Below are 16,705 nucleotides of genomic sequence, written 5' to 3' on the forward strand. Positions count from 1 at the left end.
CGCTTGGCGGGTGACCAACGTACGCATCGTCCACCTGACCGGCGACGCCTTCGCCGCCCTGGCCGCCGGCGACCTGACGGCGGCGAACACGGCCAGTCCCGTCCCGGTGTCGGAGTACCTCGCCGGGCCGGAGTGCCGCGGCGTCTGGCAGCGGCGGCTCGGCCAGTTCCAGGACGACCCGGCCACCGGCGGCTGGGTCACCGGCATCATCTGGGACGACTCCCTGGGAAGCGCCGTCGGGCGGGCCGGCTATCACGGGCCGCCCGACGAGGACGGCATGGTCGAGATCGGCTACGCCGTCGACCCGTTGTTCCGCCGGCGGGGATACGCTCGCGCGGCGCTCGAGGCGCTGCTCGCCCGGGCCGAGCGGGAGCCGTCCGTTCGGCGCGTACGCGTCAGCATCAGCCCCGGCAACGTCGCCTCGAACGGCCTGGCCGCCCAGTACGGCTTCCAGAAGATCGGCGAGCAGTGGGACGACGAGGACGGGCTCGAGTACATCTACGAGCTATGACGTGCGCGTCCAATCGAAGGTCCGCTTCACCGCCCGCTGCCAGTTGCGGTACTCGGACGTACGGATCTCCGGATCCATGGTGGGCAGCCACTGGGCGGCCCGGTGCCAGTTCTGGCGCAGCCCCTCCAGGTCGGGCCAGTAGTCGACCGCGAGCCCGGCCGCGTACGCAGCGCCCAGCGAGACCGTCTCGGCCGCGAGCGGCCGCACCACCGGCACGTCGAGCACGTCGGCGAGGAACTGCATGAGCAGGTTGTCGGCCGTCATGCCGCCGTCCACCCGCAGCGTCGTGAGGTCGAGGCCGGAGTCGGCGTTCATGGCGTCGACGACCTCGCGGGTCTGCCAGGCGGTCGCCTCGAGCACGGCGCGCGCCAGGTGGCCCTTGGTGATGTAGGACGTGAGCCCCACGATCACCCCGCGTGCCTCGCTGCGCCAGTACGGCGCGTACAGACCCGAGAAAGCGGGGACGATGTAGCAGCCGCCGTTGTCGGCGACCGTGCGCGCCAGGGTCTCGATCTCGGGCGCGCTGGCGATGAGCTCGAGCTGGTCGCGGAACCACTGCACGAGCGAGCCGGTGATGGCGATCGAACCTTCCAGGGCGTACGCGGCCGGTCCGCCGGCGATCTGGTACGCGACCGTGCTGAGCAGCCCGTGCGTCGACCGCACCAGCTCGTCGCCGGTGTTGAGCAGCAGGAAGCTCCCGGTGCCGTACGTGCATTTGGCCTCGCCCGGTGTGAAGCACGTCTGCCCGAACAGCGCCGCCTGCTGGTCGCCGAGCGCGGCCCCGATCCGTACGCCCGGAAAGGCCGCCACCGCGGTGCCGAAGACACCGATCGAGGGCCGCACCTCGGGCAGCATGGCCCGCGGAACGCCGAAGAAGGCGAGCGCCGCCGGCGACCAGTCGAGGGTATGCACGTCGAGCAGCATGGTCCGGCTCGCGTTGGTGACGTCGGTGACGTGCAGGCCGCCGGTGAGCTTCCAGATCAGCCAGGTCTCCATCGTGCCGAAGAGGATCTCGCCGCGTTCGGCGCGTTCCCGCAGCTCCGGCTGGTGGTCGAGCATCCAGCGCACCCGAGGCCCCGAGAAGTAGGTCGTGATGGGCAGTCCGGAGTCGTGCTCGACGCCGGAAGCGCCCGGGTCTTCCTTCAACAGACGCACGAGGTCGTCGGTGCGGGTGTCCTGCCAGACGATGGCGTGGCCCACCGGCGTGCCGGTGTCGCGGTCCCAGAGCAGGGTGGTCTCGCGCTGGTTGGCGATGCCGACGGCGGCGACCTGCTCCTCGGTGATGCCGGCCCGGCGCAGCGCCTCGGGCCCGAGGCGTTCCACGTTGCGCCAGATCTCGGCGGCGTCGTGCTCGACCCAGCCCGGTTTGGGGTAGTACTGCTTGTGTTCCTGCTGGGCCAGGGAGACGAGCCGGCCGCGACGGTCGAAGACGATGCATCGGGTGGACGTCGTGCCCTGGTCGATGGCGACGACGTAGCGCTCGGTCATGGTTCCTCCCTGAGGCTCAGCGCCGGGCGGCTCCGAGTTCGCGGGAGATGGCGCGAGCCGCGTCCCGGACGTAGACCACGAGGTGCTGGTGCGGGTGGTAATGGCTGTCGCAGATCCGCTCGACCAGGCCGGCGATGCCGATGGCGCCGACGACGAGTCCGCCGTACCCGCGGATCGGCGCGGCCACGGACGCGGTGCCGGGTGTCATCTCCTCGATCTCGCGGCTCCAGCCGTTGTCGCGTACCTGCTGGAGCTCGGCCGCGAGCGTGGGCGCCGTGCGAATGGTGCGGCGGGTGAATCGGACGAGATCCTTCGCCGGCACAGCGCCGGCCGCCCGGTACGCGAGGAGCACCTTGCCCAGCGCGGTGGCGTGCATCGGCAGCAGGTCGCCGACGTCGAGGGTCTGGAACGTGTCGTCCGGGCGGAACACGTGGTGGATGATCTGCACCTGTCCGTCCAGGACGGTGCCGATGCGGACGGACTCGCCGCTGCGTGCCGCAAGCGGGTCGGCCCAGTTGATCGCGTGTGAGCGCAGTTCGTTGACGTCGAGGTGGCTGGTGGCGAGGCGCAGCAGGCCGGCGCCGAGCCCGTAGCGGCCGGAGACGCGGTCCTGGTCGACGAATCCGACATGTTGCAGAGTGCGGAGAATGCCGTGAGTGGTGCCCTTGGCCAGATCCAGCGAGCGGGCGATCTCGCCCAGCGCCAGGCGCCCCGATCCGCCCGCGAGCAGGCGCAGGACCGCGGCGGCCCGCTCGATGGACTGCACTGTTCCGGGCACGTTTCCGACTCTATGTCAGCGTGTGAACGCCAACCGTGGCCGATGTTCGACAATGCCGAACGCCCTTCATTGCCCGTGTCCTGCCCGCTACCTAGCGTCCGGTGCATCGAGCAAGGAGGGCACATGGCAGAACGTCTGAAGATCCCGGGCTTACTGGGCGAATTGGCCGCCGAGTTCGCCGGGACCATGATCCTCATTCTCTTCGGTGTCGGCGTCGTCGCGCAGGTCGTGGCGGGCGGCTTCGGCGACCACGACAGCATCGCCTGGGCGTGGGGCCTGGGAGTGGTGTTCGGCGTCTACGTCGCGGCGCGGATCAGCGGCGCGCACCTCAACCCGGCGGTCACCGTCGCGCTCGCGGTCTTCAAGGGCTTCGAGTGGCGCAAGGTGCTCCCGTACGCCCTGGCGCAGTTCCTCGGTGCGTTCGCCGCCGCCCTGATCGTGCGCTGGATCTACAGCGATGTGCTGCACGCGGCGGACCCCCGTCTGACGATCAAGACGCAGGGTGTGTTCTCGACCCTGCCCGGCAACGGGGTTCTGCCGGTCTCGCACTCGACCGCGTTCTTCGACCAGATCGTCGGCACGGCCATCCTGCTGTTCCTGATCCTGGCCATCACCGACACGCTGAACACGCCGCCGCAGGCGAACCTGGCCCCCTTCATCATCGGCCTGGTCGTGGTCGGGATCGGCATGGCGTGGGGCACCAACGCCGGGTACGCGATCAACCCGGCCCGTGACTTCGGTCCGCGACTCGCCAGCTTCCTCACCGGCTACGGCGGTGCGTTCCGCGATCAGACCGGGTATCTCTATTTCTGGATACCCATCGTCGCTCCCGTCATCGGTGGCGTGGTCGGCGCCGGCCTGTATCAGGTCCTGATCGGGCGGTTCCTGCCGTCCGCGGACGAGCCGCAAGAGCCGGGCCGGATTCCTACGCCGCCCGGCGAAGAGAAATTGGAGGCGAACCGTGGCTGACTTCGTCGGCGCAGTCGACCAGGGCACGACCAGCACCCGCTTCATGATCTTTGATCATGGAGGCAACGAGGTGGCCCGCCATCAGCTCGAGCACGAGCAGATCCTGCCGCAGGCGGGTTGGGTCGAGCACAACCCGGTCGAGATCCTCGACCGGACGACCACGGTGATCCGCACCGCCATGCAGAACGCGAACCTGCAGGCGACCGACCTGGCCGCGCTGGGCGTGACCAACCAGCGCGAGACCGCGGTCGTCTGGGATCGCCGGAGCGGGCGGCCCTACTACAACGCGATCGTCTGGCAGGACACCCGCACCGACCGCATCGCGTCCGCCCTCGACCGCGACGGCCGCGGCGACGTGATCCGCCGCAAGGCCGGCCTGCCCCCGGCCACGTACTTCTCCGGTGGCAAGATCCAGTGGATTCTCGAGAACGTCGACGGCGTACGGGAGGCGGCCGAGCGCGGCGACGCCATCTTCGGCAACACCGACAGCTGGCTGCTGTGGAACATGACCGGCGGCGTCGACGGCGGCAACCACGTCACCGACGTCACCAACGCCAGCCGCACGATGCTGATGAACCTCGAGACCCTCCAGTGGGACGACGAGCTGCTCGGGTTCTTCGGCATCCCGCGCTCGATGCTCCCCGAGATCCGGCCTTCGTCCGACCCGAACACGTACGGCGTCGCGCGCTGGCCCGGGACGCTGGGCGGGGAGGTCGCCCTCACCGGTGACCTCGGCGACCAGCAGGCGGCGACCGTCGGCCAGGTCTGCTTCTCCCCCGGCGAGGCCAAGAACACCTACGGCACCGGCAACTTCATGCTGCTCAACACCGGCACCGAGCTCGTACGGTCGGAGAACGGCCTGCTCACGACGGTCTGCTACAAGTTCGGCGACGCGGCGCCGATCTACGCCCTGGAGGGCTCGATCGCGGTGACCGGCTCGGCCGTGCAATGGCTGCGCGACCAGCTCCACGTGATCAACTCGGCGGCCGACAGCGAGACCCTCGCCTCGACCGTGCCCGACAGCGGCGGCGTGTGCTTCGTGCCCGCGTTCTCCGGCCTGTTCGCGCCGTACTGGCGCTCCGACGCCCGCGGCGCGATCGTCGGCCTGTCCCGCTTCAACACCGACGCGCACATCGCCCGGGCCACCCTCGAGTCGATCTGCTACCAGAGCCGCGACGTGGTCGATGCGATGGCACAGGACTCGGGCGTGACCCTCGACGTGCTCAAGGTCGACGGCGGCATCACGGCCAACAACCTCTGCATGCAGATCCAGGCGGACGTGCTCGGCGTCCCGGTCAGCCGCCCGGTGGTGGCCGAGACGACCGCGCTGGGCGCCGCCTACGCCGCCGGTCTCGCGGTCGGCTTCTGGAAGTCGACCGACGAGCTGCGCGACAACTGGAACGAGTCGCAGCGCTGGCAGCCGTCGTGGACGGATGAACAGCGCACCGAAGGGTATGCACGGTGGAAGAAGGCGGTGCAGCGCACTCTCGACTGGGTGGACGTGGATTGATCATGACGGCTCTGTCACCGGAGTATCGGGACTCGGCGCTGGCCGCGCTGGCCGGCGCCGAACTCGACGTCCTGGTCGTGGGCGGCGGCGTGGTGGGCGCAGGCTGCGCCCTCGACGCCACCACCCGCGGCCTGTCCACCGGCCTGGTCGAAGCGCGCGACTTCGCCTCGGGCACGTCGAGCCGATCCAGCAAGCTCATCCACGGCGGCCTGCGCTACCTCGAGATGCTCGACTTCGCGCTGGTCCGCGAGGCGCTGCGCGAGCGGGGTCTGCTCCTGACCCGGCTCGCGCCGCACCTGGTGCGCCCGGTGCGCTTCCTCTATCCGCTGCAGCACCGCGCCTGGGAGCGGGTCTACGCGGGCACCGGGGTCACGCTCTACGACACCATGGCGATGAACGGCGGCCTCCCCCATCACCGCAACCTGACCCTGCGGGGCGCGCTGCGCGAGTGCCCGGCGCTGAAGAAGGACGCGCTGGTCGGCGCGCTGCAGTACTACGACGCACAGGTCGACGACGCGCGGCACACCATGTTCCTGGCGCGCACCGCGGCGGCGTACGGCGCCCACGTGGCGTCCCGCGCCAAGGTGGTCGGCTTCCTGCGGGAGGGCGAGCGGGTCACCGGCGTACGCGTGCAGGACCTCGAGCACGACCGCACCTTCGAGGTCCGCGCCCAGCAGGTGATCAACGCGACCGGGGTGTGGACCGACGACACCCAGGCCCTGGTCGGCGAGCGCGGCCAGTTCCACGTCCGCGCCTCCAAGGGCATCCACCTGGTGGTGCCCCGGGACCGCATCCAGTCGAAGACCGGGATCATCCTGCGCACCGAGAAGAGCGTGCTCTTCGTGATCCCGTGGGGCCGGCACTGGATCATCGGCACCACCGACACCGAATGGTCGCTCGACAAGGCGCACCCCGCCGCGTCCAGCACCGACATCGACTACCTGCTCGAGCACGTCAACGCGGTGCTGGCCCGGCCGCTTTCGCGTGAGGACGTGCAGGGCGTCTACGCCGGGCTGCGGCCGCTGCTCTCCGGCGAGTCGGAGTCCACGTCGCAGCTGTCGCGCGAGCACACCGTCGGCAGCCCCGTGCCCGGCCTGGTGGTGGTCGCGGGCGGCAAGTACACGACGTACCGGGTGATGGCCCGCGACGCCGTCGACGCCTGCGTGCACGGCCTGGGCCGCTCGGTCCCGCCGTCGTGCACCCAGGTCGTGCCGCTGGTGGGGGCCGACGGCTTCGCCGCCCTGTGGAACCGCCGCCGGCTGCTGGCCGCCGAGTCCGGCCTGCACGTGGCCCGCGTCGAGCACCTGCTCGGCCGGTACGGCACGCTGGTCACCGAGGTCCTCGACCTGATCGCGGCCGACCCGACGCTGGCCGGCCCGCTCGAGGGCGCCGAAGACTATCTGCGCGCCGAGATGACCTACGCGGCCAGCCACGAGGGCGCCCGCCATCTGGAAGACCTGCTCACCCGCCGTACCCGCGTCTCGATCGAGACTTTCGACCGGGGCGTGGCCGCCGCGCCCGTGGCCGCGGCGCTGGTGGCCGGCGTGCTGGGCTGGACCGACGAGCAGACGGCTCGCGAGGTGGAGAACTACCGGCTGCGGGTCGAGGCCGAACGCCGCTCCCAGGACCAGCCCGACGACGAGACCGCCGACGCCGCTCGCCTGGGCGCCCCCGACGTGGTCCCGATCAGCGGTCGCTGATCTCCCGCCGGCCCGCGCCGGAAGGCCGGCGGCCGAAAGCCGCCGGCCTTCCGGACCATCAGCGCTTCGCCACCCAGCGCACCCGGCGGGTGCGCCACACGGCTAGCAGGCCGAACAGGATCAGCGCGACGCCGATCGCGGCGATCGCGAAGACCGGGGCGCCGGTGATCGGCAGGCCGCCACCCTGGCCGCCGTTGTTCCCGTTCTGCCCGCCCGCGGTTCCGGTCGGGGACGGGTCGGCGGTCGGCGGCTTCGTGATGGCCGGCACCTGGTCGGCGCCGCCGTTGAACGCGTCCTTCTCATCGGTCGTCCGGGCCACCTCGGTGAGCGACTTCTGGACGGTCGCCGGCAGGGCCGGGTACTGCTGCTTGAAGTCGGTGTCGTTCACCGGCTTCACCTTCACCGGCTGGGTGAAGTCCACGCCGCCGGCGGTGACCACGAACCCGTCCGGCGTCGTGTAGACGACGCTGTTCAGCTCCTTCAGGTACTTGTCGTAGATGTCCTTCGGGTTCCACGGGTCGATCGCCTCGAGCGTGTCGACGTTGTTGCTGTCGATCCCGAACTCCTCGGCCCTGCCGTTCTTCGCCAGCCGCTGCCGATACCACTCGGCCGCGACCCGGCTGATGTAGACGCGGCGCAGGTCGACGTAATCCGGCGACTCGTTCACCAGCCGGGTCAACTCGGGCACGATCACCGCGCGGTAGATCTCGGTGGCCGCCTTGGAGTCGCCCGGGCAGGTGAAGTCGCTGCCGGGCATCTGGAAGTCGGCGCCCTCGGTCTTCACCTCGAGCGGCGCGTCCAGGATGTAGAGCTCCGATCCCGACTCACGAACCGTGGCCTGCTTGGGGACGATCCAGTCCCGCTTGCAGAACTTCTCGAGGCCGGCGGCCTCCATCCGGGCCCAGAACTCCTTGCCCACCGGCTGGTTGGGGTCGAGCAGCTTGGTGCCCGACTCCTTGAGCGTGAGGTCCGACTCCAGCAGGATGCGGCCGACGTCGGTCTGCGCCAGGTCCGCGTCGATGACCCGGTCCGGCTCGTCCGGGTTCAGGTTCACCCAGAACTTCGACGGCTGGACGGTCATCCAGACATTCATTGCCGTGTACGCGTCGTAGATCGCACCCGTGCCGTCGGTGGACGGCTTGCCGGGCGTCGTCGGCGCCTTGAACGAGTAGGTGTTGCCGGTCGCCCCGTCCGACACGTATCTCAGCTGCACCGAGGAGAAGTCGATGCCGCCCGGTCGCCCGGGGCCGGTGATCCGTTGTGCCGACTGGCCGATGCCGCTCTGGGTGTTCTCCGGGATGTTGATCCGCCCCGGCGCCCCGTTGACCTTGAGTTGCTTGAGGGCCAGCGCCTTGTAGCCGGTCTTCGTGTTGTTGGCCCGGTCTCGGATCGCCTTGATCTCGTCCGCGTCGTCGCCCGGCCGGCCGTTCCACTGCCACGAGTAGGTGAACTTGCTGCGGACCCCGGCGGTGCGCAGCTTCGGGTCACACTTGTTGGCGCACGGCTCCAGCTCGGAGAACCCCTCGACGATCGGCGAACCCCGCGGCGCCTGGTACGACACGCGGCCGGTGGCCGGGTCGAACACGACGCGCTGGGTCTTGCCGTTCATCTGGTCGAGGAGCCTCTCCTCGGAGTGCGCGAGGCTGTCGCTGTACCCGATGATGTACGTGCCGTCCCGCAGCTTCGCGATCGCGTAGTTCGACGCGCCGGCGTTCTTGAACAGCTTGTCGGTGGTGCCCGGTGGCTTGTTCTGTTGCAGCCACAGGCGCGCTTTCTGCAGATTGCGGCTCAGCTCGTTGCAGCCGTAGACGACCTGGCCGTCGGCCGTGACCGGCGGGCAGCCCGGATCCACCGCCGACAATGCGGCGACGGCCCGGCCGGCGAATGCCGGGTCGGCGGGCAGCCCGCCGACCAGCGACCAGAGCAGCAGCAGGACCGCCGCCAGGCGCCCCCAGATGGCGGTCCTGGTGGTTCTTTCCATCGATTCCGTCGTCCCTTCTACCCGCGCCGCGAAGTAGCCCCCATGGCGCGCGGAGTATCGGTTTGGAGGCCCGTTCACCGAAGCCTCTTCATGCGTGATCATCAATGTCACGCGGACTCGACGGATCCTAGATGGTCAATTTCCTCCGGATGATCCCGTACGACATTTCGGATATTTCATTCAAAGTCCGAATAGGTGCCCTCGGCGAGCTCGTAGTACAGAGCGTCCCAGTACGTGTCGGTCCGGTCCGCGGGCGGATCGATCCCCGCAATCCCCGCCCGTACCTCCTGGGCCGCGTCCGCGCAGGTCTCGGGGTCGCCGTGGGTGAGATCCCGTTCGTGCTCGAGCACCAGCCGCACCGACCGGCCGAACTGCTCGATGCTCGAGTTCACGAAGTTCGGCGGCAGCCCGTCCGGCCGCGCCAGGTGAACCTCTCCTGCGGCCGAATCGAGACAGAACTCACCCGCGAAGAGCCCCGTGCCGTACCCGAACCGCAGCACGCGCCCGATCCCCGGCACCTCCGCCTCGGCCAGTTCGGGGCCGAGCGCGAAGTTGACGCTCTCCTCCTGCTTCAACATGGCGACGGGCAACGCGGCAGCGAGAAAACGCTCGCGCGACTCGGCCGGCAGCGACTCCCACCCCGGCACTTCTTCGACAGGCGCAGACATGCCGGCCATCCTAGGGGCGACCGTCAGTCGCGTTCGGCTCTCCGCAACCCGTGGGCCGGTGTCCACCACTCGACGACCAGCACCGTGGCCTTCTCGTCGAGGTGGGTGTGCACCACCTCGACGATGTCGGTCCGGAAGGCGTCGCCGTCCGGCACGGCGGTTCCGGCGATCTTCGCCTCGCCGGGCCATTTCGCCTCCTCACCCTCGACGGGGTCGACGGTGGCGCTGTGCAGGGCGAACCGAGCGTCGCGCGCGAGGTCGGCGCCCTTGCGCGAGGCCGGCATCGAGCCGAAGGTCAGCTCGCCCTCCACGAAGGCCGCCTCGATCCCGGAGATCCGTGGCGCGCCGTCGGCCCGCAGCGTCGCCATCGTCTTGTGCCGGTGCGCCTCGAACAGCGCCCGTACCCGCGAGGCGAACTCCGGTACGGCCTCCTCGACTTCCCGCCATGCCGTCATCGGATCTAGATCTCGGCGATCAGGTCGGCCACCGAGTCGACGATGCGGGACGGGCGGAACGGGTACTTCTCCGCCTCCGCGCGCGTGCTGATGCCGGTCAGCACCAGGATGGTCTCGAGCCCGGCCTCGAGCCCGCACAGGACGTCGGTGTCCATCCGGTCGCCGATCATCGCCGTGCTCTCGCTGTGGCCCTTGATGGTGTTCAGGGCCGAGCGCATCATCATCGGGTTGGGCTTGCCCACGAAGTACGGCTCCACGCCGGTGGCCTTGGAGATCATCGCGGCCACCGAGCCGGCGGCGGGCAGGGCGCCCTCGTTGGACGGGCCGGTCGCGTCGGGGTTGGTGCAGATGAAGCGGGCGCCGCCGCCGATCAGGCGGATCGCCTTGGTGATCTGCTCGAAGCTGTAGGTGCGGGTCTCGCCGAGCACCACGTAGTCGGGGTCGAACTCGGTCAGCACGTAGCCCGCCGCATGCATGGCCGTCGTCAACCCGGCCTCGCCGATCACGTACGCGGTGCCGCCCGGCCGCTGGTCGGCGAGGAACTGCGCGGTCGCCAGCGCGGCCGTCCAGATCGACTGCTCCGGCACGTCGAAGCCCATCCGGTTGAGGCGGGCCTGCAGGTCGCGCGGCGTGTAGATGGAGTTGTTGGTGAGGATGAGGAAGGGCTTGCCGGACACCTTCATCCGGTTGACGAACTCGGGCGCGCCGGGGACCGGCTCGCCCTCGTGGACGAGGACCCCGTCCATGTCGGTGAGCCAGCTCTCGATGGCCTTGCGCTCGGTCATGACGCTCCTCGTCGCTGGGGTGTGGGGCAGCAGCCGCCCGGGCAGTCGTCCCAGACCGGGAGCGTACCGAGTCGCCTTCGGGGCTGCCCGGCGGTGCGCTCCCGCACCAGCTCGCGGATCATGGTGACGAAGCGCTGGTCGGTGCCGGGGGTGGCCGCGCGGGCGTAGCGGAGTCCGAGCCGCTTCGCCGTCTCGGCGGCCTCGTTGTCGAGGTCCCAGATCACCTCGAGGTGGTCGGAGACGAAGCCGATCGGGCTGACCACCACTTCGGTGACGCCCTTCTCGGCCAGCATCGCGAGGTGGTCGTTGATGTCGGGCTCGAGCCACGGCACCTGCGGCGGCCCGGAGCGGCTCTGCCAGACCAGGTCCCACGGCAGGTCGTCGGCGGCCTCGGCGCCGACCAGGCCGGCGGTCTCGCTGAGCTGCGCGGTGTAGCGGCCACCCTCCGGGCCGGCCGCGTCGGCCATCGAGACCGGGATCGAATGCGCGGTGAAGACCAGCCGCGTCGTTCGCCGCCGGCGGGGATCGAGGGTTTCCAAGGCATCGCGTACGGCCGACACGTGCGGCCCGACGAATCCGGGGTGGTCGTGGAACTGGCGCAGCTTGGAGATCATCGGCGCGCCGGGGCCGACCTTGGCGCGGGCCCGCGCGATGTCCTCCCAGTACTGCTTACAGGACGAATACCCGCCGTACGCGCTGGTGGCGAAGCCGAGCGCATGGGTGACGCCGTCGTCGCGCATCTGCGCCACGGTGTCCTCCAGCATCGGATACCAGTTCCGATTGCCCCAGTACGTCGGCAGGTCGATGCCATTGGCCGCGAAGTCGGCACCGACCGCGGCCAGCAGGTCGCGGCACTGCTGGTTGATCGGCGACACACCCCCGAAATGCATGTAGTGCTCGGCGACCACGGCGAGCCGCTCGTCGGGGACGCCGCGCCCGCGCACCACGTTGCGCAGGAACGGCATCACGTCGTCAGGCTTCTCGGGACCGCCGAAGGACAGCAGGACGAAGGCGTCGTAGACCACGACGCCTATCTTCCCACCGGGTCAGGTGCCGACCGCGTGGAAGCCCCCGTCGACGTGGACCACCTCACCCGACGTGGCCGGGAACCAGTCGGAGAGCAGGGCGCAGACCGCGCGGGCGGCGGGCTCGGCGTCGTCGAGGTCCCAGCCGAGCGGGGAGCGCTCGACCCAGGCCTCCTCGAACTTCTCGAAGCCGGGAATCGACTTGGCCGCCATCGTGCGTAGCGGGCCGGCCGAGACCAGGTTGCTGCGGATGCCCTGCGGGCCGAGGTGCAGCGCCAGGTAGCGGGAGGCGGACTCGAGGCCGGCCTTGGCCACGCCCATCCAGTCGTAGACCGGCCAGGCCAGGGTCGCGTCGAAGGTCAGACCCACGATGCTGCCGCCGTTCGGCATGAGCGGCAGGCAGGCGGTGGCGAGCGACTTGTACGAGAACGTCGAGACCTGCAGCGCCTTGGACACGTCCTCCCAGCCGGCGTTGAGGAACTCGCCGCCCAGCACGCTCTGCGGGCCGAACGCGATCGAGTGCACGACGCCGTCGAGGCCGTCGACGTGCTTGCGCACCTGGTCGGGCAGCTCGGCGAGCTGCTCGTCGTCGGTGACGTCGAGCTCGATCACCGGGGCCGGCTTGGGCAGGCGCTTGGCGATCCGCTCGACCAGGGACATCCGGCCGAAGCCGGTCAGTACGACCTCGGCGCCGCTCTCCTGGGCCACCTTGGCCACCGAGAACGCGATGGATGCGTCGGTGATGACGCCAGTGACGAGCAGCTGCTTCCCGTCGAGTAATCCAGACACGGATTTACGCTCCTATTTCACAAAAAGTCAGTGACCCATGCCGAGTCCGCCGTCGACCGGGATCACCGCGCCGTTGATGTAGGCGGCGGCGTCCGAGGCGAGGAACGTCACCGCGGCCGCCACCTCGTCCGTCGTGGCCAGACGGCCCGCCGGGACGGCCTTGATGATCTCCGCTCGGCGATCGTCGGACAAGACCGCGGTCATCTCCGTGTCGATGAACCCGGGCGCCACCACGTTCGCCGTGATGTTGCGGCTGCCCAGCTCACGAGTAATGCTGCGGGCCATGCCGACCAGGCCGGCCTTGCTCGCGGCGTAGTTCACCTGACCGGGTCCGCCGTACAGGCCGACCACCGACGAGATGAAGATCATGCGGCCCCACTTGGCGCGCAGCATCTTGGAGCTGGCCCGCTTCGCGACCCGGAACGAGCCCTTGAGGTTCGTGTCGACGACCCGCTCGAACTGCTCGTCGCTCATCCGCAGCAGCAGCGTGTCGTCGGTGATGCCGGCATTCGCCACCAGCACCTCGACCGGGCCCAGCTCCTTCTCGATCTGGGTGAAGGCGGCGTCGACGGCGGCGGAGTCGGTGATGTCGCACTGCACGCCGTACAGCCCCTCGGGCGCGCCGGTGCCGCGGTGCGTCACCGCGACCCGGTCGCCGTTTTTCGCGAACGTCTGGGCGATGGCCAGGCCGATCCCCCGGTTTCCTCCGGTCACCAATACCGTGCGAGCCACGACGGAACGCTCCTCATACCCAGGTAGGGGGTGCCGATTGGCACCACGGGGTCACGACGGCACGGCAACACCGCCGTAACCTGCCCGGGTGGAGATTATCCGCCCGGTGACGAGGCGCAACGCTACCGGGCCGCTGCGCCGGCTGCTCTGGCAGCGGGAGGTGCCACGGCCCGCGCCGAGGCGTCGTTTCTGGGTGTACGTGGCGCCGCTGGGCCTGCTCGCGCTGATCGGGCTCGGCTTCGTGGCGGCCGAATACATCGAGGACAACCGGGTCCTGCCCCAGATCGTGATCGGGATCATCGGGGCCGGCACGGTGCTCCCGGTGGCCGTCTGCCCGCGCTGGCCGGTGCTGGCCTGGCGAATCGCGTACCCGTTCATGTTCCTCGGTGTGATCAACGCCGACCCCAAGGAGTCCTGGCCGTGGAACACGGTCCAGATCCTCGTCGTCCTGCTCGTGCTGGGCCGGCTCGCGGTCACCCAGGATTCCGCCGTCACGGTCTGGGCGACCACGTTCAGCCTGGTCCCGGTCTTCCTGTACGCCAAGGACGCGAACGCCTGGGGCGCCGCGGTGCTGCTGGTGGCGATCGCGGCGCTCGGCAACATCGTGTACCGGCGGCGGCACACCCGCGAGCTGGTCGCCGAGCAGGAGGAGCTCACCCACCTCGAGCGGGCCCGGCGCTCGGTGCTCGAGGAACGGGCCCGGATCGCCCGCGAGATGCACGACGTGGTGGCCCACCACATGTCGATGATCGCGGTACGCGCCGAGACCGCGCCCTACCGCGTCACCGACCTGCCCGAGAGCGCCCGGAACGAGCTGGCCACCATCGCGCAGGCGGCCCGGGCGGCGCTTACCGACATGCGCCGGCTGCTGGGGGCGCTGCGCGCCGAGGACGGCGAGGCGCCCACCGGGCCGCAGCCGGGCCTGGCCGACCTCGACGACCTGGTCGCGACCACCCGCGCCGCCGGAGTCGACGTCACACTCGCCGCCGACGGGCTGACGGCCGTGCCCGAGACGGTCGGCCTGGCCGCGTACCGGATCATGCAGGAAGCCCTCGCCAACGCGGCGCGCCACGCGCCCGGCGGCCCGGTGACCGTCGACGCTCGCGCCCTTGACGATCGTCTGGAGCTCACCGTGCGCAACAAGCGCACCGGGTCTTCGACGCCGGGCGGCGGGCATGGTCTGATCGGGATGCGCGAGCGGGCGGCGCTGCTCGGCGGGGAGCTGACCGCCGAGCCCGAACAGTTCGACTTCGTAGTGCGGGCGAGGCTGCCGTTCGGGAAGGTTGACGAATGATCAAGATCCTGATCGCGGACGATCAGGCGATGGTCCGCGAGGGCTTCGGCGCGCTGCTGGCGGCCCAGCCCGACATGCTCGTCGTCGGCGACGCGCCCGACGGCGAGACCGCGGTGGCCAGGTCGCGCGCGCTCGACCCGGACGTCGTGCTCATGGACATCCGGATGCCGGTGCTGGACGGCATCGAGGCGACCCGGCGGCTCGCCGGCGGCCCCAAGATCCTCATCCTCACCACGTTCGACCTCGACGACTACGTGTACGAGGCGCTGCGCGCCGGCGCCAGCGGCTTCCTGCTCAAGGACGCGCCCTCCGCCGACCTGATCAACGCGGTGCGCGTGGTGGCGGCCGGCGACGCGCTGCTCGCGCCCTCGGTGACCCGGCGGCTCATCGCCGAGTTCGCGGCCCGCAAGGGCGCCCGGCCGAGGCCGGCGGCGCTGAACGCGCTGACCCCGCGAGAGACCGACGTGCTGCGGCTGATCGCGCGCGGCATGTCCAATCAGGAGATCGCCGACGAGCTCGTGGTGGCCGAGCAGACGGTCAAGAGCCATGTCGGCCGGATCCTGACGAAATTCGACCTGCGCGACCGGGCGCAGGCGGTGGTTTTCGCGTACGAGACTGGCCTCGTAGTTCCGGGGTAGGGGTTCGGATTGCGCTCTGTGGAGTGACGATCCCGGGGGTTTCGCGGCCGGAGCGTACGGCCCATGCGAATCCTCCCTGGTCTGCTCGCCCTGACCCTGCTGATGCCGATCCCGGTCGCTCCGGTGGTCTCCCACGTGGCCGCGGAGACCCACCTCCCGGCGTTCACCGAGGCGTACCGCGAGACCGCCGTACGCATGCTGGCGAGCGGCTGCCCGTACGCGACGTGGGCCGCGCAGGGCCGGCACTTCCTGTTCTTCGACCCGCACGGCGATGGGAAGACCGCCGAGGTGTTCGGCGATCTCAACCGCGCGTCGCGGATCGCGATCCTGGTGCCCGGCGTCGACAGCACGCTGGCCGACTACGACCGCGGCCTCGGCGGCGTCGCCCGCCGCGCCCCGGGCGTGCAGGGCCGCACCCTCTACCAGCAGCTCAGCAAGCGCGACCGGGACGTCGCGGTGATCTCCTGGCTCGGCTACGACCCGCCCGAGGGCCTCGGGCTGGCCGCCGCCACCGAGGGCCGGGCCCAGGCCGGCGCCAAGCACCTGGTCACCTTCGTGCGGGACGTGCTGCGGCAGCGGCCCGGCGCGGCCGTCACGCTGATCGGGCACAGCTACGGCTCGATCGTGGTCGGGCTCGCCGCCCGTGACCTGCCCGAGGTGCGCGACGTGATCACCCTCGGCGCGCCCGGGATCGGCGCTGCCCACGCCGCCGACCTCGGTGGCGCCCACGTCTGGTCGGCGCTCGCCCCGCAGGACTGGATCCGCCGGATCCCGCAGGTGCGGGTGCTCGGCCTCGGGCTCGGCCGCCGGCCGTCCTCCCCCGCGTTCGGCGCCACCGAGCTGCCGACCGGCGGGGTCGCCGGGCACGACTACTACCTGGTCGAGGGCAGCGCCACCCTCCGGGCGGTCACCGACATCGTCCTGTCGGGTGGTCCTCGCCACGCGGGGGCCACCCACGTTTCTTAAGTTGCCTTTAAGGGGTACAGTTCGCACGGCTCGAAAACCTTGTCGGACAAGGAAATCCGAGTACTGACGGCCCGGCCGCCGACGTGATGTCGGCCCCCTATTCTGGGAGGTGATCGCTGTGCGAGATAGCGATCCTCCTAGTCGTGGCCGGGCCTCGCGTCAGCGCGCCTGACCGCTGACGTCTTTCCCGCCTCGCATCCCCGGTCCGCCGACGCTTCGGCGTGGCCGGCTCTCGTCGTGTGCGCCGCGACAACGGGATGCGCAGGCGCCGGCCGCGACGTGACCTGAGCGCTTGCCCCCACGCCAGTTCACAAGAGCGGAGTCTGCCGTGAAGAACTTCGTCGCGCCCCTGAGCTTCACCATCGCCGCCGCCTGGGTGATCGTCCTGTTCGTCCTGGTGCACGGCAACCCGTGAC

At 70.4% G+C, this 16,705-nt stretch carries 17 protein-coding genes; 8 read left to right on the top strand and 9 right to left on the bottom strand.

Annotated features, from left to right (window positions below; genetic code table 11):
- The first annotated feature begins 10 nt into the window (after positions 1 to 10).
- Positions 11 to 511: a GNAT family N-acetyltransferase gene (locus ACIA5D_RS32040; RefSeq protein ID WP_396034085.1), complete on the top strand. Its 501-nt coding sequence runs from the start codon at positions 11 to 13 to the stop codon at positions 509 to 511.
- On the opposite strand, the gene glpK (ACIA5D_RS32045) is transcribed toward ACIA5D_RS32040, so the two are convergent.
- Positions 506 to 1,999: a glycerol kinase GlpK gene (gene glpK / locus ACIA5D_RS32045; protein ID WP_396034086.1), complete on the bottom strand. Its 1,494-nt coding sequence runs from the start codon at positions 1,997 to 1,999 to the stop codon at positions 506 to 508. The genes ACIA5D_RS32040 and glpK (ACIA5D_RS32045) overlap by 6 nt on opposite strands.
- 16 nt (positions 2,000 to 2,015) lie before the next feature.
- Complete coding sequence (locus ACIA5D_RS32050) at positions 2,016 to 2,777, bottom strand: IclR family transcriptional regulator (RefSeq protein WP_396034087.1); 762 nt, start codon at positions 2,775 to 2,777, stop codon at positions 2,016 to 2,018.
- 123 nt (positions 2,778 to 2,900) lie between these two features.
- On the opposite strand from ACIA5D_RS32050, the gene ACIA5D_RS32055 reads away from it, so the two are divergent.
- Genes ACIA5D_RS32055 through ACIA5D_RS32065 form a run of 3 tightly spaced genes read left to right on the top strand, consistent with a single transcriptional unit; the run spans position 2,901 to position 6,956 of the window.
- Positions 2,901 to 3,746: an MIP/aquaporin family protein gene (locus ACIA5D_RS32055; protein WP_396034088.1), complete on the top strand. Its 846-nt coding sequence runs from the start codon at positions 2,901 to 2,903 to the stop codon at positions 3,744 to 3,746.
- A complete protein-coding gene (gene glpK / locus ACIA5D_RS32060; protein ID WP_396034089.1) occupies positions 3,739 to 5,256 on the top strand; it encodes a glycerol kinase GlpK in 1,518 nt (505 codons plus the stop codon). Before ACIA5D_RS32055 ends, glpK (ACIA5D_RS32060) begins: the two co-directional genes overlap by 8 nt.
- Before the next feature lie 2 nt (positions 5,257 to 5,258).
- A complete protein-coding gene (locus ACIA5D_RS32065; RefSeq protein ID WP_396034090.1) occupies positions 5,259 to 6,956 on the top strand; it encodes a glycerol-3-phosphate dehydrogenase/oxidase in 1,698 nt (565 codons plus the stop codon).
- Positions 6,957 to 7,014: 58 nt separating this feature from the next.
- On the opposite strand, the gene ACIA5D_RS32070 is transcribed toward ACIA5D_RS32065, so the two are convergent.
- The 7 genes from ACIA5D_RS32070 to fabG form a co-directional block, all read right to left on the bottom strand.
- A complete protein-coding gene (locus ACIA5D_RS32070; protein ID WP_396034091.1) occupies positions 7,015 to 8,937 on the bottom strand; it encodes a nucleic acid/nucleotide deaminase domain-containing protein in 1,923 nt (640 codons plus the stop codon).
- A gap of 176 nt (positions 8,938 to 9,113) precedes the next feature.
- A complete protein-coding gene (locus ACIA5D_RS32075) occupies positions 9,114 to 9,605 on the bottom strand; it encodes an SUKH-4 family immunity protein (protein ID WP_396034092.1) in 492 nt (163 codons plus the stop codon).
- A gap of 23 nt (positions 9,606 to 9,628) precedes the next feature.
- Positions 9,629 to 10,060: a pyridoxamine 5'-phosphate oxidase family protein gene (locus ACIA5D_RS32080; protein ID WP_396034093.1), complete on the bottom strand. Its 432-nt coding sequence runs from the start codon at positions 10,058 to 10,060 to the stop codon at positions 9,629 to 9,631.
- Between the two features lie 5 nt (positions 10,061 to 10,065).
- Positions 10,066 to 10,845, bottom strand: a complete 780-nt coding sequence (locus ACIA5D_RS32085) for an HAD-IIA family hydrolase (protein ID WP_396034094.1) — start codon at positions 10,843 to 10,845, stop codon at positions 10,066 to 10,068.
- Positions 10,842 to 11,870, bottom strand: coding sequence for a ferrochelatase (locus ACIA5D_RS32090; RefSeq protein ID WP_396034095.1), 1,029 nt, complete (start codon positions 11,868 to 11,870; stop codon positions 10,842 to 10,844). Before ACIA5D_RS32090 ends, ACIA5D_RS32085 begins: the two co-directional genes overlap by 4 nt.
- A gap of 21 nt (positions 11,871 to 11,891) precedes the next feature.
- On the bottom strand, positions 11,892 to 12,659 hold the full coding sequence (gene fabI, locus ACIA5D_RS32095) for an enoyl-ACP reductase FabI (RefSeq protein WP_396034096.1): 768 nt from the start codon (positions 12,657 to 12,659) through the stop codon (positions 11,892 to 11,894).
- Positions 12,660 to 12,686: 27 nt separating this feature from the next.
- On the bottom strand, positions 12,687 to 13,391 hold the full coding sequence (gene fabG, locus ACIA5D_RS32100; protein ID WP_396034097.1) for a 3-oxoacyl-ACP reductase FabG: 705 nt from the start codon (positions 13,389 to 13,391) through the stop codon (positions 12,687 to 12,689).
- 106 nt (positions 13,392 to 13,497) lie between these two features.
- Here fabG and ACIA5D_RS32105 point away from each other — a divergent pair, with 106 nt between their 5' ends.
- The 4 genes from ACIA5D_RS32105 to ACIA5D_RS32120 all read left to right on the top strand — a co-directional run bounded on the left by ACIA5D_RS32105 (position 13,498) and on the right by ACIA5D_RS32120 (position 16,704).
- The gene (locus ACIA5D_RS32105) at positions 13,498 to 14,685 is read left to right on the top strand and encodes a sensor histidine kinase (protein WP_396034098.1); all 1,188 of its coding nucleotides are present in this window, start codon (positions 13,498 to 13,500) and stop codon (positions 14,683 to 14,685) included.
- Positions 14,682 to 15,323, top strand: coding sequence for a response regulator (locus ACIA5D_RS32110; RefSeq protein WP_396034099.1), 642 nt, complete (start codon positions 14,682 to 14,684; stop codon positions 15,321 to 15,323). The genes ACIA5D_RS32105 and ACIA5D_RS32110 overlap by 4 nt, the downstream gene beginning before the upstream one ends.
- Positions 15,324 to 15,386: 63 nt before the next feature.
- Positions 15,387 to 16,289, top strand: a complete 903-nt coding sequence (locus ACIA5D_RS32115) for an alpha/beta hydrolase (protein ID WP_396034100.1) — start codon at positions 15,387 to 15,389, stop codon at positions 16,287 to 16,289.
- A 292-nt stretch (positions 16,290 to 16,581) separates the two neighbouring features.
- Positions 16,582 to 16,704: a hypothetical protein gene (locus tag ACIA5D_RS32120; RefSeq protein ID WP_396034101.1), complete on the top strand. Its 123-nt coding sequence runs from the start codon at positions 16,582 to 16,584 to the stop codon at positions 16,702 to 16,704.
- The last annotated feature ends 1 nt before the right edge of the window (position 16,705 follow it).

Origin of the sequence: Actinoplanes sp. NPDC051513 (assembly GCF_044454685.1) — a bacterium.
Lineage (GTDB): Bacteria > Actinomycetota > Actinomycetes > Mycobacteriales > Micromonosporaceae > Actinoplanes.